The following is a 22187-nucleotide window of genomic DNA, read 5'->3' as shown; positions in this document are numbered from 1 at the left end:
GTCAACGGGGCGGCAGGGCAGGCTTCCGCGCGGTGGGGACGGCGGTCAGGGCACGCGGGTGCCGGAGCGGTGTGGGGTGAGGAGCAGGACACGGTGCGGTGGCCTTTCGGAGGGATCTGCAGAGGGGCGTGCGAGCAGACCGTGGCCTATCCCAACGGGTCGCCCTTCGTGCGGTCCAGGGCCACTCGCACCAGTGCGGAGGCCAGGACGGGCAGCTGCTCGGGGTCCACGAGGTCCGCCAGCGCGGCGGCGTCTTCCTGCAGGCCGACGCGGCGGGCACCGGCGAGCGCCTTCTTGTCGACGTGCGGAGCCAGCATCGGCCACACGCCCTGTGCTTCACGCGCGAAGATGGACGCGCCGGTGGGCCCGATGCCGGGGAAATCCTGCAGCCGGCGGAGAATCCCCGAGGCGTCGTCGGAGGCGTCCCGCAGCGCTCGCAGGTCACCGCCCCAGGTGTCCAGGATCAGGTCCGCGCCGTTGCCCAGCATGGTGGAGGTGCGCTCGTCGTAGCGCTTGTACCCGCCACGGCCCAGGGCGGCCACCCGCTGGCGCCAGGAGGAGTTTCGCATCGCCTCGGGGGTGCGGAACCCGGCGTCGAACAGCGCGCGGGCAGAGGCCACCGCCGCGGGTGCCCCGATCCGGGCGGAGAGCAGATTGGCCAGCACGAGCAACTGGTAGAGAGGAGCGGGAGCGTCCCGCAGCTCGATCCCCGCCTCCTGCGCGTATGTGCGGCCGTGCCGCTCCAGCAGCGCGTCCACGGTCTGCGCAGGGGTTCGGGCCACGGCGGCGGTCCTCTCGGTGCGGCTCGGCGGGTTCCGGCCCCCGGAGGACGACGACGCCGCGCGGCTCGCGGGGGTCGGCGTCACTGGTCGGCAGGCCGTTCGTCCAGCCTAGAACCGCTGAGCCCGGGAGGTCGAGCGGCCCGTGAGCACGTGCCGTGGGACGCCGTGGGCTGAGCGGGCGGCGGAAAGGCGGCCGATCGGCGTCGTGATGCGGCGGAGGATGGCGAGCAGGTGGGAGAGGATTCCGCTGGCGGCCAACTCCTCGTGGGGAAGGTCACTGATCAATAGACTGATGACCAACGCCGCCCCGTTCTGCGCGAGCAATCGAGCACTTCGAGGGCTGCGGTCGAACTGATTGGTCACGACGAAAGGCAGTGCCATGGCAGAGAGCAACGAGAACATCCAGAAGGTCCGCGACATCATCAAGGGCACGCGCATCGCCATGCTCACCCACGTGGACGAGAACGGCCGCCTGGTCTCCAAGCCCATGGCCACGCAGGAGGTCGATTTCGACGGCACGGTGCGCTTCATCGCGGAGCGCGCCTCCGACCAGGGCATGGACATCCAGAAGAACCCGAACGTGAACGTGGCCTACTCGGGCAACGGTGCCTGGGTGTCGCTGAGCGGCAAGGCACGCATCGTCAACGACACGGACAAGCTGCGTGAGCTGTGGAGCTCCTTCACCGGTTCCTGGCTGGAGGGCGGCCCCGAGAACCCCAACAACGTGCTCATCGAGATCGACGCGGACACCGCCGAGTACTGGGACACCCCGGGTGGCAGCAAGGTCACCCAGGTGGCCAACCTGATCAAGGCCAAGGTCACCGGCAACACCGTGGACGGTGAGAACGAGGTCGTGGACCTCTGATCGCATCGGAGTCGTTGCGGACCTGACCGGGCCGTGCTCGCACCGTGCGGGCGCGGCCCGTTGCCGTTCCACGGTTCGCCGCACCACCAGGTGGCATCCAGCTGGCCACCAGGTGCCGTGGCGGCTCCCGTGGGACGGTTCCTATGAGGGCGAGCCACAGGACCCGCTCACCCCGACCGCACCAGTGACCGGCTCCGAACGGGCCGAGAAGAGGAGCCCGATCACCATGGAGACGACCCCGAACAGTGTGTGGACCTTCCTCTCCCACGTGGAGTTCCCCGCCGAGATGGCCCCGTTCCTGGTGGCCGGTGAGGTCCCCGTGGCCTCTTTCAAGACCGTGCGGGACACCGCCACGTTCACCAACCGCCGTCTGATCGTGCGGGACGCCCAGGGGCTGCGCGGCAAGAAGATCGAGACGGTGTCCATTCCCTACTCCAGCATCAGCATGTGGTCCACGGAGAACGCCGGGACCCTGGACTTCAACGCGGAGATCCAGCTCTGGACGCGCGCCGGCGTCATGAAGATCAACGTGGGCCGCGGCATCGACGTCGTTGCACTGGACCAGCTCATCGCCCACTCCGTCCTCGGCTAGTCAGACCGCCCGCCCGCCCCGGCGGGTGACCGGAACCACGGCCGCGGTGCCTACCATGGGGCATGACCGTTCGCATGCTGTCGATTGAGACCGTGGTCCCCGAGACCGTCATCCGGCAGGAGGACGTCACCCGCCTGTTCGCGGGGCAGCCGGGTATGACGCGCCTGGGCTCGCGGCTCGTGCGCTCCGCGTTCGACGGCGCCGGGGTGGCCACGCGCCACACCGTGCTCCCCGAGCTGGCGGAGGCCACCGCCCGCGCGTCGCACGCTCCCACCGCTGGCCCGGAGGACGACCGGGAGCGGGGGCAGTTGACGCCCCCGCGGACGCCGCACGGGGAACCCCCGGGTGACGACGCCGCGGCGTCGCCGTTCGTGGATCCCGTCACCGGTCACCTGCTCTCACCCGGCACCCACGCCAGGAACCAGATCTACACGCGGAACGCCCGGGAGCTGTTCGTGGCCGCGGGCAGGGCGGCGCTGAGCGGCGTCGGCCCCGGGATCACCGCGGCGGACGTGACCCACGTGGTCACGGTGTCCTGCACCGGGTTCTTCGCGCCGGGCCCGGACGTGCGTGTGGCCAAGGACCTGGGGCTGCCCGCGGACGTCAAACGTGTGCACCTGGGATTCATGGGGTGCAACGCGGCCTTCCCCGCGCTGCAGACGGCGGCGACCGCGTGCCGCGCGGACCCGGACGCCGTGGTGCTCGTGGTGTGCGTGGAACTGTGCACCCTGCACCTGCACGTGCGCAACGATCCCGACACCGTGATGGGCAACGCCCTGTTCGCGGACGGCGCGGCCGCTGCTGTGGTGACCGCGCGCGACGTCGCCGTCCCCGGCGCCGCACTCGAGCTCGTGGACTTCGAGACCACCCTGGCGCCCGTGGGCGAGGACGAGCTCGCGTGGAGCGTGGGGGACGAGGGCTTCGAGATGATCCTGGGGACCTACGTGCCCCGCATCATCGACGACCACGTGACGGACGCCCTCGCGCCCCTGCTCCGGCGCACGGGTCTCGCTGTGGAGGACATCCCGCAGTGGGCCGTTCACCCGGGCGGGCGCAGCATCCTGGACAAGGTGGAGTCCCGGCTGGGGCTGAGCGCCGAGCAGATGGCGCCCTCGCGTGCGGTGCTCCGCGATGCGGGGAACATGAGCAGTGTGACCATCCTCTTCGTCCTGGCCCGCCTGCTGCACACCGGAATGTCCGGGCACGTGGCGGCCATGGCGTTCGGGCCGGGCCTGAGCATCGAGTCCGCCCTGCTCCGGCTGCTCCCCGCCGCGCAGCGCTGATGGATCTCCTCCTGCACCGCCGGTCCGTGGGCGAGCCCGAGCTCATGGACGACCCCGCGTGCGATCCCGTGGCCCTGGACAACACCTACCGGTTGTTTGGGGTGATCAACCCGCTCGTGGCGTCCTGGCGCCCGGTGTACCGCCGGCACCTGCGACCCGCCCTGCGGGCGGCCGCGCGGCAGGGACGCCCGGCCACGGTGCTGGACGTGGGGTGCGGGGGCGGGGACGTCGCCCGGGCCGTTGCGCGCTGGGCTCACCGGGACGGACTCGACGTGCGGGTCACGGGCATCGACCCCGACGAGCGGGCCACCCGGTGGGCCGCGGCCCACGACCGGGGGGCCGAAATCACCTACCGCACGGTGGCCAGCGGCGCGCTGATGGAGGCCGGGGAGAGCTACGACGTGGTGATCTCCAACCACATGCTGCACCACCTCACCCCCGCGGAGCTGGCCGGGGTGCTCTCCGACTCCGAGGCACTGGCCCGCGGGGTGGCGGTGCACAACGACCTGCGCCGCAGCCGCGCGGCGTGGCTCGTCTACTGGGTGGCCACGCTGCCCCTGGCCCGCGCCCGCACCTTCGTGCGCTTCGACGGGCTGCTCTCGATCCGGCGCAGCCACACTCCCGCCGAGCTGGCCACGGCTCTACCCCCTGGCTGGCAGGCCGTGGGGCAGCGGTTCTTCCGGCTGCTCGCGGTGCACCGCGCACCGGAGACGATGCCGCCCCGGACGGGCCGGGGCCGCGCGTAGCCGGTGCCACCGGGCAGGACTCAGGCGGAGCCGGGCCGCGTGTCCTGGTCCCAGCCCTGCTGCGGGGTGTCGCAGGTCTCACGGAACACGAACTGGGAGGGGCGCTTGCGCTCGCGGCTGGACCAGTCGATCGCGGGGCGGTGCGTGTGCTCGGGCACGTAGCCCAGCCGGTACACGGCCATGAGCTCCAGGTCGTCCGGGACGTGCAGCATGTCCACGATCCGCTGCCACTGGTGCGGGGCCTCCATGGGGAAGGACACGAACTGGATGCCCATGCCCAGCTCCACCGTGGTCAGCCACAGGTTCTCCATGGCCGCGCCCATGCTGAACACGGAGTAGAACCCCGAGAGCTCCTCCGGGCGGTACTCGCCGCGTTCGAGCATCACCCCGATCAGCAGGGGTGAGCCCGCCACGAGCTTGCGGTTCTCCTCACCCAGGGTCTGCGGGACGCGCAGCCTGTTCATGAGGGCCTGCCCGGACGGTGTGAACGCCCGGGAGGTGAACGGGCGCAGCAGGGCGGGCAGCTTGTCGAAGAGCATGCCGCTGCGCAGGGTGTCCATCTCCTTCTGGCTGAACCGGAAGTACTTCTTGTACCGGTCGAAGAACGTGCCCGCGCCCATCACCTCGGTCATGCTCTCGCCACTGATGCGGGCGACCGTCTCGATGGTGTCCCGGTCCTCGATCAGCACGAACCGCCACGGCTGGCTGTTGAACTGGGACGGTGCGGCGGCGGCCGCACGGATCAGCAGCTGCTGGTGCTCGGGGCTCACCGGGTCTGGTCGGAACGGACCGTTGGTGGTCCGCCGGTTGAACACGACATCCAGGAATTCCACGATTCACCTCCAGGCCAGCACGAGACCGGCCACGTAGCAGGGGGCCGCCGCGATGGCGTCCCGGGTGTGTCGCCGCAGCGGACGGGCGCCGTGGCGCTGCAGCAGGAACAGGGGAGCCAGGGCAGGGGCCAGCGCGAGCGGCGTCGTCGAACGCGCCCTCAGCCCGGCGGCGCACGCGGCCGCAGTGAGCGACGAGGTGGCGATGTACAGGCCGTGGTGGACCCAGCGCACGTTCGAGGTGTCGAGCAGGCCGAGGGCCACCGAGCCGCCCAGGGCGCAGTTCGCCGTGTACGACGCCGCCGCGGCCGTGACGAGCGTTCTCACCGGGTCCATGGCTCTCCTTCACGACGGCGTGCTCCTTCTGGCCATCGTGTCACAGGTCACGGCGCCGCCCGGGGACGCAGTGACCCGGAGCCCGGGGACTTGGGGCCACCGTGTGGGAGCGGTCGCGGCGCGCCTCACGGCGCTACGAGCCTCGGGGTTGCGGGAAGCAAGCACTACGATCGGGGCGTGGCCCCCGCACAGATCTTCTCCGTGATCATTCCCACCCTGCAGCGTTCGCGAGAGCTGCCCGAGTTGGTGGAGCTGTGCGCCGTGCATCCCACGGTCCTCGAGGTGATCGTGGTCAACAACCACCCGGACCCGCTGGACTTCGGCCGGGAGAATGTGCGCGTGCTGCAGCAGGAACGGAACATCTACGTGAACCCGGCCTGGAACCTGGGGGTGCGGGAAGCGCGGGCGGAGTATCTGGCGATCATCAACGACGATGTCTTGTTCGACCCGGCGCTCCTGGACCTTGCGGCTCGAGCCGTGACAGCGCCGTTCACCGGCCTCGTGGGCATCGATCCACTGCACATGAACCGGGCCGAGTCCCTCCCGCCCAAGATCCGCCTCGCCTCGCACCATCTGATCTGCTCGGGATTTGGCATGTTCATGTGCATGCCCAAGAGCAACTACGTGCCGATCCCGGAGGAGATGAAGATCTGGGGCGGGGACGACGTCCTCTACATGAGTCAGCGCTGGCCGAACAAGGTGATCATGGGCCCGTGGATCCGCTCCGAGGTGGGGACCACATCGTCCGACGCGACCTTTTCGCCGTTCCTGGAGCACGACGGGCGGATCTGTGAGCGCTATCTGCGTGACGAGGTGGGATGGCGGTGGTGGCACCGCCCTGAGGAGTGGGTGCTGGCCATCCGCAGGCTGCGACATCGTCTTGCGGGTCGTGGTGGTCGAGTTCGACACCTGGATCCGGCCGGCGGGGAGCAGGCACCCGGCACTGAGGTGGGATGAGTGGCCCCCGCACAGATCTTCTCCGTGATCATTCCCACCCTGCAGCGTTCGCGAGAGCTGCCCGAGTTGGTGGAGCTGTGCGCCGTGCATCCCACGGTCCTCGAGGTGATCGTGGTCAACAACCACCCGGACCCGCTGGATTTCGGCCGGGAGAATGTGCGCGTGCTGCAGCAGGAACGGAACATCTACGTGAACCCGGCCTGGAACCTGGGGGTGCGGGAAGCGCGGGCGGAGTATCTGGCGATCATCAACGACGATGTCCTGTTCGACCCCGTGGTCCTCGACGTCGCCGCCGAATTCGTGGTGAAGCCGCGCCGGGGGATCCTGGCCCTGGAGGGGACCTTCCTCAACCGCGAGCACGCCACGCGCCCCAGGCTGCGGGTGGCCGGGAGCAACCTGATCGGCAACAGCTTCGGCATGTTCATGTGCCTGCGCAGGGAGAACTACGTGCCCATCCCCGAGGACCTCAAGGTGTGGGGCGGGGACGACTGGCTCTTCTTCCACCAGCCGTGGCCCAACTGGGCGCTCATGGGACCCCGAGTGCGCAGCGAGGTGAGTGTGACCAGCTCTGAGGGGCAGTTCCAGCAGATGCTGGGTGAAGAGAGCTCACGCGCACAGGAGTACGTGCGGGACATGTATGGCTCCCGGTGGTGGCACCGCCCCGTGGACGCTCTGGTGGCCCTGAGGGTGGCGCGAGGGCGCGTGAAGGAAGCCGCAGCCCGTTGGCGAACCCGCACCCGCCCGGGAGGGTGAGCTTCCCTTCCGCACGCGTGCAGGGCCGCCCACCGGTGGGGTGGGTGGCCCTGCACGCGTGAGAGCGGCTCGCCCGTCGCCCCAGGGGGCCCGGGTGCGTGACTGGCACGCGCCTTCTTGGAGTTACTGCGGCGGGAACTCGCCGGTGTGCACCACGCTGCCGGATTCCTCGTCGTAGTAGAACTCGGAGACAGCCTGGCCCCGGGGCGCCGCGTTGGCGTCTCCCTCAAGCGGGTACCGGTAGGTGACCCTGAGGTTGGCGTCGTTAACGCGTTCCACCTTCGCCTCGAAGTCCGCACTGGGAGCTCGGCGCTGGATGTGCAATAGCAAACGCCGATACCGGAGGGATCGTCGTCTGTCCGCCATGGGGCGGGATCTGTCTCGCCGCACGTCAGGCGGCGGTTCCACTCGAGATCACGGTTGGGTCACACTTCTGGACGGTGGCCCGTCACCGGGCGTCAGCCGATGCCCGGGGGCCACTCGCCAGCGTGGTCGATGGACTCGGTGTCCGGGTTCCAGGTGTAGGTGGAGACGGCTCGGCCGCGGGCCTCTGCGTTGCTCTCGTCCCCCTCCACGTACGTGTAGGTGACCTGGATGGAGGAGTCGGTGAGCCGCTGCGTAGCGGGGTGGAAGCCGATGGGCTTGGACGTGGTGGTGCCCAGGTAGTCGCCCTGGTGGAAGAGCATCTGCTGCCGCGGGGACGAGCCCGTTCCGCCGCCGATCAGGGTGATCCAGGAGAGATCTGCGCACGAATCGTAGCCATCGCTGTCCTCAATGGTCCAGGACGAGGGATCGGCGACGCCCGGCACATCCGCCAGATGCGCGCTCACGGCGGCCTCGGCGCCGCTCGCACCGCACGTTTCCTGACCGGCCGGAGCGCTTGCCGAGGCGCTCTTCGCGCCAGACTCCTTGGTCGGCTCTGGCGCGGATTCCGTGGTGCGCTCCGGGGTCGGCTGCCCGGCTGGTTCCGACGACTCCTCGGGTGCTGGCGACGCCGCCTGCGAACGAATGCCCGACGTCGGGCCTGCCACCTGTGCGCTGGTGGCAGCAGACTGCGGCTCGTTCGACGAGTCGGACCCGCACGCGGTGAGTGAACCGACCCCGAGAATCAGCAGCGCCGATGCCGCGGTGAGTGTCCGAAATCGTTGCATGGTGGCCCCTTGAGCAGTCCTGGACCCGTGTTCTCACGGTCAGGATCAGGGTGCCCGCTTTCGTTCGCTTGTGCAATCTCCACATGTCATTGCATGGAATTATGTCGGCCCCGCGGGGTCACCGCGCCGTGCCAGCGCGGTCCTGGAATATCCCGGGGCCCTTCCCGCGCTTCCATCAGTAGTCTGATGATCCGGCGGGTGCCGGGTCCACCACCGTCGAGAGGGGAGCCGTGCCATGGGGACGTGCGGGGTGCACGGCCGGACCGTTGCGGAGCTGACGGCCTGTGCGGGTGCCGAGCTGCGTGCGGGCGACAGTGCCGCGGAGCAGGCCGGGAACGTCAGAATCCTCGGCGTCTCGGAAGTCCACACGGAGGTCCGCCCGGGGGATCTCTTCGTGGCGCTGCAGGGACGCCACCACCACGGGGCAAGCAAGGTCGCGGAGGCAGTGGCCGCAGGAGCGGGCGCGGTGCTCACCGACGCCGCAGGGGCGCGGTCCATCGGCCGCGACCCGGGGGTTCCGCTGCTGGTCGCCGAGCATCCCCGTGCCGTGCTGGGACCACTCGCCTCGCTCCTGAACGGCCACCCCTCCCACCACCTGCCCGTCTTCGGTGTCACGGGAACCAACGGCAAGACCACCACGGCCTACATCCTCGAAGCTGCCCTGCGACGTCTGGAGCAGCATCCCGGGCTCGTGAGCACCCCGGAGACCGTGGTGGGCACGCAGCGAGGGCCCAGTCGCATGACGACACCCTCGGCGCCGCACGTCCAGGACCTGCTGGCCAGGATGCGTGCGGCGGGCAACCGGTCGGCCGTGATGGAGGTCAGCAGCCACGCCCTGGACCAGGAGCGCGTCAACGGCGTGCGCTTCGACACTGTGGCCTTCACCAACCTGACCCATGAGCACCTGGACTACCACGGGGACATGGAGTCCTACTTCAACGCGAAGGCGAGGCTGTTCACGCCGGAGTTCGCGGCACGCGCGGTGATCGTGGTGGACGACGACGCCGGGCGGCGCCTCGACCGCCTGGCCCGCCGGAGAGGACTGCCCACCGTGACCCTGGGTACCCGGCCCGGGGGCGCCGCCACCTGGCACCTCGCCGGCGTCGAGGGCGCGGACGGGTTCGAGCTGCACGGTCCACGGGGCCCCATGCGGCTGCGTGCACCCCTGCCCGGGGAGCACAACCGCGTGAACACCGCGCTGGCCGCGCTGATGCTCCTGGGTGCCGGGCACCCGCTGCAGGAGGTGGCCCGTGCGCTCGACGGACCGGTGAGCGTGCCCGGCCGCATGGAACGGGTGGACCTGGGGCCTGGATGGCCCACGGTGCTGGTGGACTTCGCGCACACGCCCGATGCCACCGCCAAGTCCGTGTCCGCGCTGCGCGCCAGGACCCGGGGCCGCCTCGTGGTCACCGCCAGCAGCGGCGGGGACCGGGACACGTCCAAGCGCGAACTCACCGGGCGAGCGGTGGTCGAGTCCGGCGCGGACGTCGTCGTGGTCACGGACGACAACCCCCGCTCCGAGGATCCCGCAGCGATCCGTGCGGCCGTGATGCGGGGCGTCGACGCCGCAGTGCAACGGCTGCGTGCCGCGGGGCAGCCCGTACCGTACGTCGTGGAGGCGCCCACCCGTCGGGACGCGATTCGGACGGCTCTGGAACTCACGGGCCCGCAGGACACCGTGGCCCTGTACGGGAAGGGCCACGAGCGCTGGATGGAGATCGGCCCGCCCGGTGCACGGGTTCCGTTCGTGGACAGCGACGAGGTCCGGGCGGCTGCCGGGCAGATCGGCCACCGAGCGGCGTCGCCGGCCCAGGCAGGCCCACCCCCGGGGCGGGGCGGCAGCGGGTGGAGCGCGGCCCCGGTGGCGCCGTAGTCTGACGGTGCGCGTGACCGCGCGTCGGACGAGAACCTGGCAAGGAGCACCGCATGACGCAGCCCATCCCGGATCCCAATCCTCTGGACAACCCGGAGGCCGCAGGGGACACGTTCCGCGAGGACGACCTGATCGAGACCACGGGTGCCGAGGACTCCGCATGGGAGGAGGACGACGCCCAGTGGGGTGAGGACGCGGATCCCCTGAAGCACCCCGAAGAGGCGGACATCGAGCAGATCGCCGTGGGGGACTCCGACCCCGGGGCCGCGCTCGGGACGGAAGCCCCGGAGGTCGAGGCCCTCGTGGCGGACCCCCAGGCGGACCGCGAGGTCGAGCGCTCGTTGCAGGACGGTGCCCAGGATCCCACCGATCCCATGGAGTAGATGCCCGCCGGCTCCACCCCGGGAGGACGCCGCCGCGGGCCCCGAACGGGACGGCCGTGGTGGCCGGGACGACCCCCGGCCGCCACGGGTGTGCACCGTGGGACAGGCAGTGGCCGGGGTACGCGCCGGGGGCGTTTTGACCATGGCACACACGTGGTACCTGTGACTGTCGGACCACGGGTCTATCCTGGGCGCATGTCCAGATTCAGCCCGCTGGAGTGGCCGGTCATCCGCCAGCTCCGCACCGGGGACCACACAGGCCGCAGCAGTGCGGTGCAGTCCCGCAGGACCCAGGAGATCACCGCGCGCACCGCCACGGCGGACCGCGTGGTGCAGAGCATCTGCCCGTACTGCGCCGTGGGTTGCGGACAGAAGGTCTACGTCAAGGACGAGCGCGTCATCCAGATCGAGGGTGACCCGGACTCGCCGATCTCGCGTGGTCGCCTGTGCCCCAAGGGCTCCGCGAGTGAGCAGCTCGTGAACTCCCCGGGCCGCCAGACACAGGTCCTCTACCGTGCGCCCGGCGCCGCCGACTGGCAGCCCCTGGACCGGGACACGGCCATCGACATGATCGCCGACCGCTTCCTGGAGTCCCGACGCCGCGGCTGGCAGGACGCGGACGAGCAGGGGCGGCCGTTGCGGCGCACCATGGGCATCGCGTCCCTGGGCGGCGCCACCCTGGACAACGAAGAGAACTACCTGATCAAGAAGCTGTTCACCGCGGCGGGGGCCGTGCAGATCGAGAACCAGGCCCGGATTTGACACTCCGCCACGGTTCCCAGTCTGGGAACCTCCTTCGGGCGCGGCGGCGCCACCCAGTCCCTGCAGGACATGGCCAACGCGGACTGCATCGTCATCCAGGGCTCCAACATGGCCGAGTGCCACCCCGTGGGCTTCCAGTGGGTCACTGAGGCCAAGGCACGCGGCGCCCGCGTGATCCACGTGGACCCGCGGTTCACGCGCACCTCTGCCGTGTCGGACAAGCACCTGCCCATCCGTGCGGGCTCGGACATCGTGCTGCTCGGGGCGCTGATCAACCACGTCCTGAGCAACGACCTCTGGTTCCACGAGTACGTGCTGCACTACACCAACGCCGCCACCCTCGTCAGCGAGGACTTCGAGGACGCCGAGGACCTCGACGGCATCTTCTCGGGCTACGACCCCGAGACCGGCACCTACCACCTGAAGTCCTGGGGCTACGAGACCGAGGGCGAGGACCACGGGGAGCGGGCCGACGAGGAGGGCAACCAGGGGGGTCAGGAGCGCGCGGAGGCCGGCGGTCAGCAGTACGGCAGCGGCGGCGCCCCCGTGGGCTCCGGCACGCCGGTGCGGGACGAGACCCTGCAGCACCCGCGCACGGTGTTCCAGATCCTCAAGCGCCACTTCTCCCGGTACACCCCGGAGATGGTGCGGGAGACCTGCGGCATCTCGGAGGAGGACTTCGACTACCTCGCCCGCTCCGTCACGGAGAACTCCGGGCGGGAGCGCACCACGTGCTTCGCGTACGCGGTGGGCTGGACACAGCACACGCTGGGTGCGCAGTTCATCCGCACGGCCTCGATCCTGCAGCTGCTGCTGGGCAACATGGGCCGCCCGGGCGGCGGCATCATGGCGCTGCGCGGGCACGCGACCATCCAGGGCTCCACGGACATCCCCACCCTGTTCAACCTGCTGCCCGGGTACCTGCCCATGCCCTCGGTCACCGCGCAGAGCTTCTCGGAGTACGTGGACGGCATCCGCACCACCAGCCAGAAGGGCTACTGGGCGAATGCTGAGGCGTACTCGGTCAACCTCCTGAAGGCCTGGTGGGGGGATGCCGCCACCGCCAAGAACGACTGGGCCTACGACTACATTCCGCGGATCAACGGGGCCCACGGCACCTACCAGACGCTGATGTCCATGCTCAAGGACCAGGTGGAGGGGTACTTCCTGCTGGGGCAGAACCCCGCGGTGGGTTCGGCCAACGGGCGGCTGCAACGCATGGGGATGTCCCACCTCAAATGGCTCGTGGTGCGGGACCTCAACATGATCGAGTCCGCCACGTGGTGGAAGGACGGTCCGGAGATCGCCTCGGGCGAGCTGAAGACCGAGGACATCGACACCGAGGTCTTCTTCATGCCCGCGGCCACGCACGTGGAGAAGTCCGGCTCCTTCACCCAGACCCAGCGTCTGGTGCAGTGGCGCCACCAGGCCGTGGCACCGCCGGGGGACGCCCAGAGCGAGCTCGAGTTCTTCTTCGAGCTCGGCAACCGGATCCGCGAACGCCTCGCGGACTCCACGGACCCCCGGGACCGGCCCTTGCTGGACCTCACGTGGGACTACCCGCTGGACGAGCAGGGTGAGGTGGACCCGGTGTCCGTGCTGGCCGAGATCAACGGCCGCTTCGAGACCGGGGAGCAGGCGGGTGAGCCGCTCAGCAACTACGGCCAGATGCGCACGGACGGCTCCACGTCCGGTGGCTGCTGGATCTACACGGGCATCTACGCGGACCGCGTCAACCGGGCGGCCATGCGCGTGCCCGGGTGGCAGCAGGACGAGATCGCCTCGCAGTGGGCGTGGGCGTGGCCCGCGAACCGCCGCATCCTCTACAACCGCGCCTCGGCGGACCCCGAGGGCAAGCCGTGGAGCGAGCGCAAGAAGCTCGTGTGGTGGGACCAGGAGCAGGGGCTGTGGACCGGCAAGGACAATCCGGACTTCCCGCTGGATCGTGAGCCCTCCGCGCGGCCGGGCCCGGAGGCAACCGGGCCGGACGCCCTTGCCGGTGACGACCCCTTCATCATGCAGGCGGACGGCAAGGCCTGGCTCTTCGCGCCCAAGGGCATGATGGACGGGCCCCTGCCCACGCACTACGAGCCGCAGGAGTCCCCGGTGGACAACCCGCTGTACGCGCAGCAGCAGAATCCCGCGCGGATCATGTTCCCGCGGGAGGACAACCTGTCCGCGCCCAGCGGGGAGGCGCCGGGCACCGGGGTCTACCCGTTCGTGTTCACCACCTACCGGCTCACGGAGCACCACACGGCCGGTGGCATGAGCCGGTGGCTGCCGTACCTGTCCGAGCTGCAGCCCGAGATGTTCTGCGAGATCTCCCCGGAGCTCGCTGAGCTCAAGGGGCTGGAACCGTACGGGTGGGCCACCATCATCTCGCCGCGCTCCGCGATCGAGGTCAAGGTGCTGGTCACGGACCGCATGACACCGCTCACCGTGGCGGGCAGGACCATCCACCAGATCGGTCTGCCGTACCACTGGGGGGCGGGCTCCGACGCGGTGGTCACGGGTGACGGTGCGAACGACTTGCTGGGCATCACGCTGGACCCCAACGTGCAGATCCAGAACTTCAAGACGGGCTCGTGCGACATCGTCCCGGGCCGTCGGCCGCGCGGTGCGGCGCGGATGGAACTGGTGCGCGAGTACCAGGAGCGGGCCGGGCTCACCGTGCGCACGGGAATGGAACGCATCACGGATCCGGAGCGCGAGCTCGACCAGGATCCGCTGCGAGGACGCGACAGCGGGGACATCGCGGGGCAGTCCACCGCCTGGCGGCCGGGCGCCCCCGCGACGGACCAGGAAGAAGAGCAGTGAGCACGGACAACCTGACACCCACCCCCAGTTTCGCGGACGACACCTACTGGGAGCACCCGCACCACCGGCGCGGGTTCTTCACGGACACGTCCATCTGCATCGGCTGCAAAGCCTGCGAGGTGGCGTGCAAGGAGTGGAATCGCAACCCGGTGGACTCGGACTACGAGATCCTGGGCTCCTCCTACGACAACACCGGTGGTCTGGGTGCGGACACCTGGCGCCACGTGGCGTTCATCGAGCAGTCCCAGGAGCGCATCGAGCAGGCCCGCGAGTCCGGCCGCGCCCTCGTGAGCCTGGGCATGCCGCGCGTGGGTCCGCCGGCGGCGTCGCCGGCTCCTGCCGCGGGCGGGTGCGCGTGCGGCTCCGCCCCCGCTGCGGCGGACTCCGCCGCCGTTCCCGTTCCGGATTCGGGCGGGCGTGCGTGCGGGGCGCCCCCGGTGAACGACGCCGCTGGGCCCGGTTGCGCGTGCTCGTCCCAGTCCACACCGGGCGTCACCGCGCCGGCGGGCTGCGGATCGGCGGGCGGTTGCGGCTGCTCTGCGGAGGGTGGGGCGGCCCCTGTGGCGGCCACCGGTGGGGACGACTCCCCGGTGCTGGACACCCCCGACTTCCGCTGGCTCATGTCCTCGGACGTGTGCAAGCACTGCACCCATGCCGGGTGCCTGGACGTGTGCCCCACGGGTGCGCTGTTCCGCACCGAGTTCGGCACCGTGGTGGTGCAGGAGGACATCTGCAACGGCTGCGGCACGTGCGTGGCCGGGTGCCCGTTCGGGGTGATCGAGCGCCGCAACGACGGGCTGGTGGAGCCGAAGACCCAGCGGGGCGCCCCGCCCATGCCGGACACCGTGAAGGTCCCGCAGGACGGCATCGCCCAGAAGTGCACGCTGTGCTACGACCGCATGAAGAACGACCAGACCCCCGCGTGCGCGCAGGCGTGCCCCACCACGTCCATCAAGTACGGGGAACGGGAGAGCATGCTCGCCACGGCGCAGCAGCGGGTGGCCCAGCTGCACGAGCAGGGCAGGACCGAGGCGCGGCTGTACGGCGCCAATCCCCAGGACGGCGTGGGTGGCACGGGCTCGATCTTCCTGCTGCTCGACGAGCCGGAGGTCTACGGGCTGCCGCCGGACCCGCAGGTTCCCACCAAGGACCTGCACCGCATGTACAAGCGCGCGGGCATGGCCGTGATGGGCATGCTGGCCCTCGGCGCGGCGGCGTTCACGGTGGGTGAGCGCTCATGAGCCTCTCCCCGTACGACAGCTACCGGCCGCCCGAGGAACCGCGGCGCAAGCGGCGTCGCCGGAACCGTGGACCGGGCGGCGGAGCGTTCCGCCGCGGCGGGGACGGTTCCCGCGAGATGCCCATGGTGCCGGACACCGAGTTCACGTCCTACTACGGCCGCCCGATCGTCAAGGCGCCGCCGTGGGACTCCAAGATCGCCACCTACCTGTTCCTGGGCGGGCTGTCCGGGGGCTCGGCGATCCTCGCCCTCGGCGGGTACCTGACCGGGAAGCCCGCGCTGCGCCGCAACGCCCGGCTGTCCGCGCTCACGGCGGCGGGTCTCGGCGGAGTTCTCCTCGTGGCGGATCTCGGCCGCCCGGAGCGCTTCCTCCACATGATGCGCACGTTCAAGCCCACCTCGCCCATGAGCATCGGTTCGTGGGTATTGGCGACGTTCTCCACGAACGCGGGGGTTGCCGCGGCGGTGGAAGTGGACCGGATGACGGGGGAGCGGTTGCCGCTCGGCCCGCTGCGTCCCGTGCTGCACGCTGCGGAGCTGCCCACGAGCGTGGCCGCAGGTGTGCTCGGGGCGCCGATGGCCACCTACACCGCCATGCTGCTCAGCGACACGGCCGTGCCCACGTGGCACGAGATGCACGGGCACCTGGCGTTCGTGTTCGCGAGCTCGGCGTCCCTGGCCTCCGGTGGGCTGGCGATGCTCACCACGCCGGTGGAGCAGGCCGGGCCCGCCCGCTTCTTCGCGGTCGCGGGCGTTGCCGGGGAACTCGTGGCCATGCGCGTGATGAAGGACGCCATGGACCCCGTGACCGTGGAGCCCCTCGAACAGGGCAGGCCCGGCCAGTGGCTCGAGTGGAGCGAGCGCCTCTCGATCGCCGGCGGGCTGGGCGCGCTGCTCGGCGGGCGACGCCGCTGGGTCGCCGCGGCCTCCGGACTCGCCCTGGTCTCGTCCTCGGCCCTCACCCGCTTCGGCGTGTTCTGGGGCGGCAAGGAGTCCGTGAAGGACCCCAAGTACACGGTGATCCCGCAGCGCAACCGGCTCGAGAAGCGCCGCGCGGCGGGCATCACGGACGACTCGATCACCACAGCGGGCTGACCCACTGGGCCACACTGTCGAGGCGTGATCCGGGGTGGCCGCGCACGGCCGCCCCGGTCATGCCGTGAAAAGGACCGGCTCAGCGCACGGTGACCAGGGTGTCCGCGGTCTCCGGGAGCGCGGTGGTCTCGCCGATCACCGGGTAGCCCGGGACCTCGCCCACCACGAGCAGCCCACCCGAGGTCTGGGCGTCCGCGAGCAGCAGCAGGGTGTCCTCCGTGACGCCTGGGCCCGCTGCCAGGTGGGGTCGCACCCAGTCCAGGTTGCGCCGCGTGCCGCCTGAGACGAATCCGTCCCGCAGCGCTTCGGACGCTCCGTCCACGAGGGGGACGGCGGCGGCGTTGATCGTGGCGCCCACGCCCGAGGCGCGGCACATTTTGTGGAGGTGGCCCAGCAGGCCGAATCCCGTTACGTCCGTTGCCGCCTCGACCCCTGCCGCCAGTGCGTCCCGAGAAGCGTCCCTGTTGAGAGCCGTCATCGTCTCGATCGCGGCGGGGAAGACCTCGCCCGTGGACTTGTGCCGGTTGTTGAGCAGCCCCACGCCAATCGGCTTGGTCAGGGTGATCGGCAGACCGGGCCGGGCGGCGTCGTTGCGCAGCAGGCGCTGCGGGTCCGCGGTGCCCGTGACCGCCATGCCGTACGTGGGCTCGGGGGCGTCGATCGAGTGCCCGCCGATCACCGGGCAGCCCGCCTGCGCGGCAACGTCCAGCCCGCCCTGCAGCACCTCGGACATCAGCTCCATGGGCAGCAGCTCGCGCGGCCAGCCCACCAGGTTGATGGCCACCACGGGGGTGCCGCCCATGGCGTAGACGTCCGAGAGGGCGTTGGCCGCGGCGATCCGGCCCCAGTCGTGGGCGCTGTCCACCACGGGCGTGAAGAAGTCCGCCGTGGACACCACCGCGAGGTCGGGGCGCACGAACACGGCCGCGGCGTCGTCGCCGTCGTCCAGGCCCACCAGGACGTCCGGCGCGTTCTGGCCCGTGAGACCGCGGACCGCGTCCTCCAGCTCTCCCGGGGGGATCTTGCACGCGCAGCCTCCGCCGTGGGCGTAGCTCGTGAGGCGGCCGAGATCGGCCGCGGGGTCCTGGGCGGGGGAGTCCGCGGGGCGTTCACTCATGGGGCCAGTGTAGGAACGCGCTCCGACAGCCTGCTGAGCATGCGGGTCCCCGGGCGGTGATACATTCGGCCGCGGAGGCGTACGTGTCCTGGTGGGCGCCCCGGTCTTCAAAACCGGTGAGACCGAGCACCTCGGTCTGGCGGGTTCGATTCCCGTCCGCCTCCGCCAACCATCCGAGGAGCACCGTGAGCACAGAGGACCCCCGCCGTCGCATCCCCCGCACGGACCGCGTGCTTGCGGACCCGCGGGTCCGCGCGGCGGCCGGAGGACTGGGCGATGCCGCCGTGCGCGCCGCCGTCGCCTCCGCCCAGGACCGCGCGCGGGGCGGGGAGATCGCCCCGGAGGCCGTGGTGGACACGGTGGTCGCGGGCCTGGGCGCGCGCGGGGCGAGCTCCCTGACCCCGGTGCTCAACGCGACCGGCGTGGTGGTCCACACCAACCTGGGTCGGGCCCCGCTGTCCGACGCCGCGCGCCAGGCCCTGCTCGACGCCGCCGGCTACGTGGACGTGGAGCTGGACCTGACCACCGGGCAGCGCTCCGCGCGCGGTGCGGGCGCCCGGGAGGCGCTGCTGGAGGCGTGCCCCGCGGCGGAGGACGCGCTGGTCGTCACCAACGGCGCCGCCGCGCTGGTGCTCGCCACCGCGGCCCTGGCCGGTGCCCGGGAGGTGGTCATCAGCCGCGGTGAGTTCGTGGAGATCGGGGCCGGATTCCGGCTCTCGGACCTCATGGAGTCCACGGGGGCGCGGCTGCGCGAGGTGGGAACCACCAACCGCACCCACCTGGGCGACTACGAGGCTGCTCTGGGTCCGGAGACGGGCTGCATCCTCAAGGTCCACCCCAGCAACTTCCGGGTGGATGGATTCACCTCCTCGGTGCCGCTGCGCGAGCTGCGGTCCCTCGCGGACGAGCACGGCGTGCCGCTCGTCGTGGACGTGGGCAGCGGTCTGCTGACCCCGGACCCCGCGCTGCCGGACGAACCGAGTCTCGCCGAGGCCCTGGAGGCCGGGGCGGACGCGGTGATCGCGAGCGGGGACAAGCTGCTCGGCGGCCCTCAGGCGGGCCTGCTGCTCGGGCGCGCCGAAACGGTGCGGCGCCTGGCGCGATTCCCCCTGGCCCGGGCCGTGCGCGCGGACAAGCTCACGCTCGCGGCCCTCGAGGCGACCCTGCGCGGGGGCAGACCGCCGGTCGACGTCGCCCTGCACGCGGAACCCGGTCGCCTGCGGGAACGCGCGGAGGCCCTGGCCGCCGCGGTGGACGCGGAGGTCGTGCCCCACGACGGTCGTGTGGGTGGCGGCGGCGCCCCGGGGGTCCCGCTGCACGGGTGGGCCGTGCGGCTGCCCGAGGCCGTCGCCCGCCCGCTGCGCCTCGGTCGCCCGGCCGTGCTGCCCCGGGTGCACGACGGCGCGTGCCTCGTGGACCTGCGCTGCGTGCCCGAGTCCCGGGACCACGAGCTGACCGACGCCGTGGCGGCAGCGCTCGAGGAGATCCGCTGATGCACGTGGTGGCGACGGCCGGTCACGTGGACCACGGCAAGAGCACTCTGGTCCGGGCGCTCACCGGCATCGAACCGGACCGCTGGGACGAGGAGAAGCAGCGCGGGCTGACCATCGACCTCGGCTTCGCGTGGACCGAGCTGCCCTCGGGCACGCACGTGGCGTTCGTGGATGTCCCAGGCCACGAGAGGTTCCTGGGCAACATGCTCGCGGGGGTGGGGCCCGCACCGGTGGTCGTGTTCGTGGTCGCCGCGGACGAGGGCTGGCAGGAGCAGTCCGGCGACCACCGGGACGCCGTGGCCGCCCTCGGGATCACCCACGGGCTGATCGTGGTGACCAAGGCGGACCGCGCCCCGGAACGGGTCGACGCCGTCATCTCCCGTGCCCGCTCCGAACTCGCCGGTACGGGACTCGCGGAGGCACCCGCCGTCGTCGTCTCCGCGCAGCGGGGCACGGGACTGGAGGCGTTCCGCCACGCGCTGGACGCCGTGCTGCGCGACGTGCCAGAACCTGACCCGATGGCGCGCGTGCGGCTGTGGATCGACCGCGCCTTCACCATCTCGGGGGCCGGGACCGTGGTCACCGGCACGCTCACGGCAGGGACGCTGCGCACGGGGGACCGGATGGTGCTGCGCGGGGTGGAGGGGGAGCAGGCCGTCACCGTGCGCTCGCTGCAGAGCCAGAACCGCTCCGTGACGCAGATCGGGCCCACTGCCCGGGTCGCCGTGAACCTGCGCGGGGCCGGCCGGGACGCGATACACCGCGGTGACGCGCTCCTGACTCCCGGGTCCTGGCCCGCCACGGAGGTCCTGGAGGTGCGCCGGGACCGCGGGGCGCCGTTCACCGAGGTCCCCGAGGAGCTCGTGGTCCACGCGGGCACCGCGGGCGTGGGCGCGAGGATCCGGCCGCTGGACGCGGACCACGCCCGGCTGCAGCTGGACCGCGATTTGACCCTGGTGCCGGGCGACAGGCTCGTGCTGCGCTACCCGGGTGCCCGCGTGGTCGTGGGCGGTGCCCGGGTGCTGGACGTGGACCCGCCCGCGCTGACCCGCCGCGGCGACGGCGCCCGCGAGGCCGCCCGGCTCGCCCGGATCCCCGATCTCGGGGACCCTGCGGCGGAGACGGTCAAGCACGGGGCGGTCCCGCTGCACCGGCTGCGGCTGCTCGGGTTCCCCACGGACGGGGCCCCGCCGGCTGACGTGGTGTCCACCGGGCAGTGGTGGATCCACGCCCCGCGCCTGGACGAGTGGGCCACCCGGTTGCGCGCGGCGGTGGGGGCCGCCCACGAGCGGGAGCCCCTGGCGCCGGGGCTGTCCCGCGGGGCCGCGCGCACGGTGCTCGGTGAGCCCGGGGCGAGCGTCCTGGCCGCCGTGGTCGACCGCGCGGGACTCGAGGACCGGGACGGGTACCTCGCGGTGCCCGGTCGGCAGGGCGGGCTCGGCGCCGCGGAGCAGGGCGTGGCAGCCCTCGAGGTCCGTTTGCGCGCCCAGCCCTTCGCGGCCCCCGAGTCCCACGACCTCGACGCCCTGCGGCTCGGTCCGCGCGAACTTGCCGCGGCGCAACGCCTCGGTCGGCTGCTGCGGCTGCCGGGCGACGTCGTGCTGCTGCCCACCGCGCCCGCGCTCGCGATGCGCGAGCTCGCCCGCCTCCCTCAGCCCTTCACCGCGAGCCAGGCGAGGCAGGCGTGGGAGACCACGCGCCGTGTGGCGATCCCGCTGCTCGAGCACCTCGATGCGAAGGGATGGACCCGTCGGGAGGACGGCAACCGCCGGAGCATCGTGCGCTGAGCGGTGCGGCTCGTCGGACGCGCCCGGGCTGCGCGCCGTGAGCGAAACCCCCTCCCCGGGGTGGCCGCGGAGCACTAACCTCGGGGACACGACAACGGGCAACGCAGAGCCGGACGTGCCCGCGCGGCACCGTGCGGCACCGTCCGCGGCGCGTTCCCGTGAGACCGGGACCGGAGCAGACCGGCCCAGGAGACGATGGAGGAGCACCATGACCGACACCCCCGCCCAGGACCCCCAGATGCAGAACGAGCAGCCCCCGCTCGAGAACGGCACCCCGGACGGCTCCGTGCCGCAGGGCGGTGCCGCCCAGAACGGCGCGCCGCAGAACCAGGCACCCCAGGACGCCACCGCGCAGAACGGCGCGCCGCAGGGCGAGACCATTGGCGCCACCGGTGACGCCCAGGACTCCACGCTGGAGAAGGACCCCTCGGACTGGGTCAGCGGCGACGAGCCCATGACCGGCGCCCAGAAGTCCTACCTGGACACCCTCGCCAAGCAGGCCGGCGAGGAGCTGCCCGCGGACCTCACCAAAGCCCAGGCCTCGGAGCACATCGAGCGGCTCAAGGGCTCCTCGAACTGACCCCGCTACCGGGAACCACGCCCCGTGCGCGCCTGACGTCCAGGCTGCCGCGGGGCGTTTCCCATGCAGTTCACGGCCTCGCCCTGTGGTGGGGGTCATCCTGGACATTTGCCGAGACAGGAAAGCCTCAACTTGCTTGTGGGCAACCGATTCCGGGCCGATGATGATCGCGTGCTCACATCGATCGCGGGACTGCCCGCCCATCCGCTCCTCGTCCACCTGTCCGTCGTCGCCGCTCCCGTGGGTACGATCCTTCTCCTCCTCTGGGCCACCGTGCCGCGCTGGCGCGCCCGGCTCGGGGCCGTCACGGTGGGGGTCAGCGCCGTGGCTTTCGCCGCCTCCCTGCTCGCCAAGAGCACGGGCGAGGCCCTGCTGCCCGCCATGGGTCTGAGCGAGCACGCCCCCGGTCAGGTGGGTCCGCACGCGCAGTACGCGGACCTGCTGGTGGTGGCCGTGGGGCTGTGCCTCGGGATTTCGGTGCTGCTCTACGCGGCGCAGCGCTGGCTCACCACTGACCGGTTCCCCCGCCGGGAGACCCTCCTGCTGGCGCTGCGGGTGCTCGCGGTGCTCGCCGCGGTCTTCGCCCTGGTCATGGTGGCGCTCACGGGCCACGCCGGTGCGCAGCTGGTGTGGGGAAACTTCCCCAACTGACCCCCACGTGGCCGCGTCGGGGCCGCCGCCGCCCGTTCTGTCTCCGCGCCGTCCACGCCCTGTTCTACTCCGCCCCGAGCCCCGAGCCCCGAGC

Annotated in this window: 22 protein-coding genes and 1 tRNA gene; 16 read left to right on the top strand and 7 right to left on the bottom strand. The window is 71.6% G+C overall.

Annotation, left to right across the window (positions count from 1 at the left end; translation table 11 throughout):
* Positions 1–146: 146 nt before the first annotated feature.
* The gene (locus tag D9R02_RS06855; RefSeq protein WP_047978507.1) at positions 147–782 is read right to left on the bottom strand and encodes an endonuclease; all 636 of its coding nucleotides are present in this window, start codon (positions 780–782) and stop codon (positions 147–149) included.
* A 108-nt stretch (positions 783–890) separates the two neighbouring features.
* Positions 891–1163 (bottom strand): hypothetical protein, encoded by a 273-nt coding sequence (locus tag D9R02_RS06850; RefSeq protein ID WP_128973300.1) that lies wholly within the window; start codon positions 1161–1163, stop codon positions 891–893.
* Here D9R02_RS06850 and D9R02_RS06845 point away from each other — a divergent pair.
* The 4 genes from D9R02_RS06845 (at position 1162) to D9R02_RS06830 (ending at position 4268) form a co-directional block, all read left to right on the top strand.
* Positions 1162–1647 (top strand): pyridoxamine 5'-phosphate oxidase family protein, encoded by a 486-nt coding sequence (locus D9R02_RS06845; RefSeq protein WP_102613227.1) that lies wholly within the window; start codon positions 1162–1164, stop codon positions 1645–1647. The genes D9R02_RS06850 and D9R02_RS06845 overlap by 2 nt on opposite strands.
* 226 nt (positions 1648–1873) lie before the next feature.
* Entirely contained in the window at positions 1874–2239 is a 366-nt protein-coding gene (locus D9R02_RS06840) for a PH domain-containing protein (RefSeq protein WP_019309538.1), read from the top strand.
* A 62-nt stretch (positions 2240–2301) separates the two neighbouring features.
* Positions 2302–3522, top strand: coding sequence for a type III polyketide synthase (locus D9R02_RS06835; RefSeq protein ID WP_039101699.1), 1221 nt, complete (start codon positions 2302–2304; stop codon positions 3520–3522).
* Entirely contained in the window at positions 3522–4268 is a 747-nt protein-coding gene (locus tag D9R02_RS06830) for a class I SAM-dependent methyltransferase (protein ID WP_121566611.1), read from the top strand. The genes D9R02_RS06835 and D9R02_RS06830 overlap by 1 nt, the downstream gene beginning before the upstream one ends.
* Positions 4269–4288: 20 nt before the next feature.
* Here the strand turns inward: D9R02_RS06830 and D9R02_RS06825 are convergent, their stop codons facing one another.
* Together D9R02_RS06825 and D9R02_RS06820 are read right to left on the bottom strand one after the other, a co-directional pair.
* Positions 4289–5101: a nitroreductase family protein gene (locus D9R02_RS06825; protein WP_121566610.1), complete on the bottom strand. Its 813-nt coding sequence runs from the start codon at positions 5099–5101 to the stop codon at positions 4289–4291.
* A 3-nt stretch (positions 5102–5104) separates the two neighbouring features.
* On the bottom strand, positions 5105–5434 hold the full coding sequence (locus D9R02_RS06820; RefSeq protein WP_019309534.1) for a hypothetical protein: 330 nt from the start codon (positions 5432–5434) through the stop codon (positions 5105–5107).
* Between the two features lie 177 nt (positions 5435–5611).
* Between D9R02_RS06820 and D9R02_RS06815 the strand changes: the two genes are divergently transcribed.
* Positions 5612–6391 carry a glycosyltransferase family 2 protein gene (locus D9R02_RS06815; protein ID WP_052239317.1) on the top strand — a complete coding sequence of 260 codons (780 nt, stop codon included), beginning with the start codon at positions 5612–5614 and terminating at the stop codon, positions 6389–6391.
* Entirely contained in the window at positions 6392–7144 is a 753-nt protein-coding gene (locus tag D9R02_RS06810; RefSeq protein WP_121566609.1) for a glycosyltransferase family 2 protein, read from the top strand.
* A gap of 123 nt (positions 7145–7267) precedes the next feature.
* Here D9R02_RS06810 and D9R02_RS12280 read toward each other — a convergent pair whose 3' ends face one another.
* Both D9R02_RS12280 and D9R02_RS12080 read right to left on the bottom strand, forming a co-directional pair.
* Positions 7268–7510 carry an LppP/LprE family lipoprotein gene (locus tag D9R02_RS12280; protein WP_121566608.1) on the bottom strand — a complete coding sequence of 81 codons (243 nt, stop codon included), beginning with the start codon at positions 7508–7510 and terminating at the stop codon, positions 7268–7270.
* Positions 7511–7602: 92 nt separating this feature from the next.
* Positions 7603–7974, bottom strand: a complete 372-nt coding sequence (locus D9R02_RS12080; RefSeq protein WP_183085960.1) for an LppP/LprE family lipoprotein — start codon at positions 7972–7974, stop codon at positions 7603–7605.
* Between the two features lie 556 nt (positions 7975–8530).
* On the opposite strand from D9R02_RS12080, the gene D9R02_RS06795 reads away from it, so the two are divergent.
* The 5 genes from D9R02_RS06795 (at position 8531) to nrfD (ending at position 16465) form a co-directional block, all read left to right on the top strand.
* Positions 8531–10168 (top strand): Mur ligase family protein, encoded by a 1638-nt coding sequence (locus D9R02_RS06795; protein ID WP_052239319.1) that lies wholly within the window; start codon positions 8531–8533, stop codon positions 10166–10168.
* A gap of 53 nt (positions 10169–10221) precedes the next feature.
* The gene (locus D9R02_RS06790) at positions 10222–10551 is read left to right on the top strand and encodes a hypothetical protein (protein WP_019309529.1); all 330 of its coding nucleotides are present in this window, start codon (positions 10222–10224) and stop codon (positions 10549–10551) included.
* A gap of 195 nt (positions 10552–10746) precedes the next feature.
* Positions 10747–14130: a formate dehydrogenase gene (gene fdh / locus D9R02_RS06780; RefSeq protein WP_237573737.1), complete on the top strand. Its 3384-nt coding sequence runs from the start codon at positions 10747–10749 to the stop codon at positions 14128–14130.
* Positions 14127–15371, top strand: coding sequence for a 4Fe-4S dicluster domain-containing protein (locus D9R02_RS06775; RefSeq protein WP_039101705.1), 1245 nt, complete (start codon positions 14127–14129; stop codon positions 15369–15371). The genes fdh and D9R02_RS06775 overlap by 4 nt, the downstream gene beginning before the upstream one ends.
* Positions 15368–16465 (top strand): NrfD/PsrC family molybdoenzyme membrane anchor subunit, encoded by a 1098-nt coding sequence (gene nrfD / locus D9R02_RS06770; protein WP_039101706.1) that lies wholly within the window; start codon positions 15368–15370, stop codon positions 16463–16465. The genes D9R02_RS06775 and nrfD overlap by 4 nt, the downstream gene beginning before the upstream one ends.
* A gap of 79 nt (positions 16466–16544) precedes the next feature.
* Here the strand turns inward: nrfD and selD are convergent, their stop codons facing one another.
* A complete protein-coding gene (selD, locus tag D9R02_RS06765; protein ID WP_121566606.1) occupies positions 16545–17582 on the bottom strand; it encodes a selenide, water dikinase SelD in 1038 nt (345 codons plus the stop codon).
* Between the two features lie 73 nt (positions 17583–17655).
* Here selD and D9R02_RS06760 point away from each other — a divergent pair.
* From D9R02_RS06760 to D9R02_RS06740, 5 genes are all read left to right on the top strand, one after another.
* Positions 17656–17750 (top strand) — tRNA-Sec (locus tag D9R02_RS06760).
* A 17-nt stretch (positions 17751–17767) separates the two neighbouring features.
* Positions 17768–19075 carry an L-seryl-tRNA(Sec) selenium transferase gene (gene selA, locus D9R02_RS06755; RefSeq protein WP_121566605.1) on the top strand — a complete coding sequence of 436 codons (1308 nt, stop codon included), beginning with the start codon at positions 17768–17770 and terminating at the stop codon, positions 19073–19075.
* Complete coding sequence (gene selB, locus D9R02_RS06750; RefSeq protein ID WP_121566604.1) at positions 19075–20862, top strand: selenocysteine-specific translation elongation factor; 1788 nt, start codon at positions 19075–19077, stop codon at positions 20860–20862. Before selA ends, selB begins: the two co-directional genes overlap by 1 nt.
* A 208-nt stretch (positions 20863–21070) precedes the next feature.
* The gene (locus D9R02_RS12445) at positions 21071–21442 is read left to right on the top strand and encodes a DUF3072 domain-containing protein (protein WP_019309521.1); all 372 of its coding nucleotides are present in this window, start codon (positions 21071–21073) and stop codon (positions 21440–21442) included.
* A 171-nt stretch (positions 21443–21613) separates the two neighbouring features.
* Positions 21614–22093 carry a DUF2231 domain-containing protein gene (locus tag D9R02_RS06740; RefSeq protein ID WP_059281901.1) on the top strand — a complete coding sequence of 160 codons (480 nt, stop codon included), beginning with the start codon at positions 21614–21616 and terminating at the stop codon, positions 22091–22093.
* Positions 22094–22187: the final 94 nt, after the last annotated feature.

The sequence above is a fragment of the Kocuria rhizophila genome (genome assembly GCF_003667225.1).
Taxonomy (GTDB): domain Bacteria; phylum Actinomycetota; class Actinomycetes; order Actinomycetales; family Micrococcaceae; genus Kocuria; species Kocuria rhizophila.
The sequence above is the reverse complement of the archived record's forward strand: the minus strand, read 5'-3'. Positions and strand labels throughout refer to the sequence as shown.

What these genes read in the sequence shown, in the direction of transcription:
- D9R02_RS12445 (WP_019309521.1), top strand. Translation starts at nt 21,071, where the DNA reads ATGACCGACACCCCCGCCCAGGACCCCCAGATGCAGAACGAGCAGCCC.
- D9R02_RS06850 (WP_128973300.1), bottom strand. Translation starts at nt 1,163, where the DNA reads ATGGCACTGCCTTTCGTCGTGACCAATCAGTTCGACCGCAGCCCTCGA.
- selB (WP_121566604.1), top strand. Translation starts at nt 19,075, where the DNA reads ATGCACGTGGTGGCGACGGCCGGTCACGTGGACCACGGCAAGAGCACT.
- nrfD (WP_039101706.1), top strand. Translation starts at nt 15,368, where the DNA reads ATGAGCCTCTCCCCGTACGACAGCTACCGGCCGCCCGAGGAACCGCGG.
- D9R02_RS06795 (WP_052239319.1), top strand. Translation starts at nt 8,531, where the DNA reads ATGGGGACGTGCGGGGTGCACGGCCGGACCGTTGCGGAGCTGACGGCC.
- selD (WP_121566606.1), bottom strand. Translation starts at nt 17,582, where the DNA reads ATGAGTGAACGCCCCGCGGACTCCCCCGCCCAGGACCCCGCGGCCGAT.
- D9R02_RS06820 (WP_019309534.1), bottom strand. Translation starts at nt 5,434, where the DNA reads ATGGACCCGGTGAGAACGCTCGTCACGGCCGCGGCGGCGTCGTACACG.
- D9R02_RS06790 (WP_019309529.1), top strand. Translation starts at nt 10,222, where the DNA reads ATGACGCAGCCCATCCCGGATCCCAATCCTCTGGACAACCCGGAGGCC.
- D9R02_RS06840 (WP_019309538.1), top strand. Translation starts at nt 1,874, where the DNA reads ATGGAGACGACCCCGAACAGTGTGTGGACCTTCCTCTCCCACGTGGAG.
- D9R02_RS06835 (WP_039101699.1), top strand. Translation starts at nt 2,302, where the DNA reads ATGACCGTTCGCATGCTGTCGATTGAGACCGTGGTCCCCGAGACCGTC.
- D9R02_RS12280 (WP_121566608.1), bottom strand. Translation starts at nt 7,510, where the DNA reads ATGGCGGACAGACGACGATCCCTCCGGTATCGGCGTTTGCTATTGCAC.
- D9R02_RS06845 (WP_102613227.1), top strand. Translation starts at nt 1,162, where the DNA reads ATGGCAGAGAGCAACGAGAACATCCAGAAGGTCCGCGACATCATCAAG.
- D9R02_RS06830 (WP_121566611.1), top strand. Translation starts at nt 3,522, where the DNA reads ATGGATCTCCTCCTGCACCGCCGGTCCGTGGGCGAGCCCGAGCTCATG.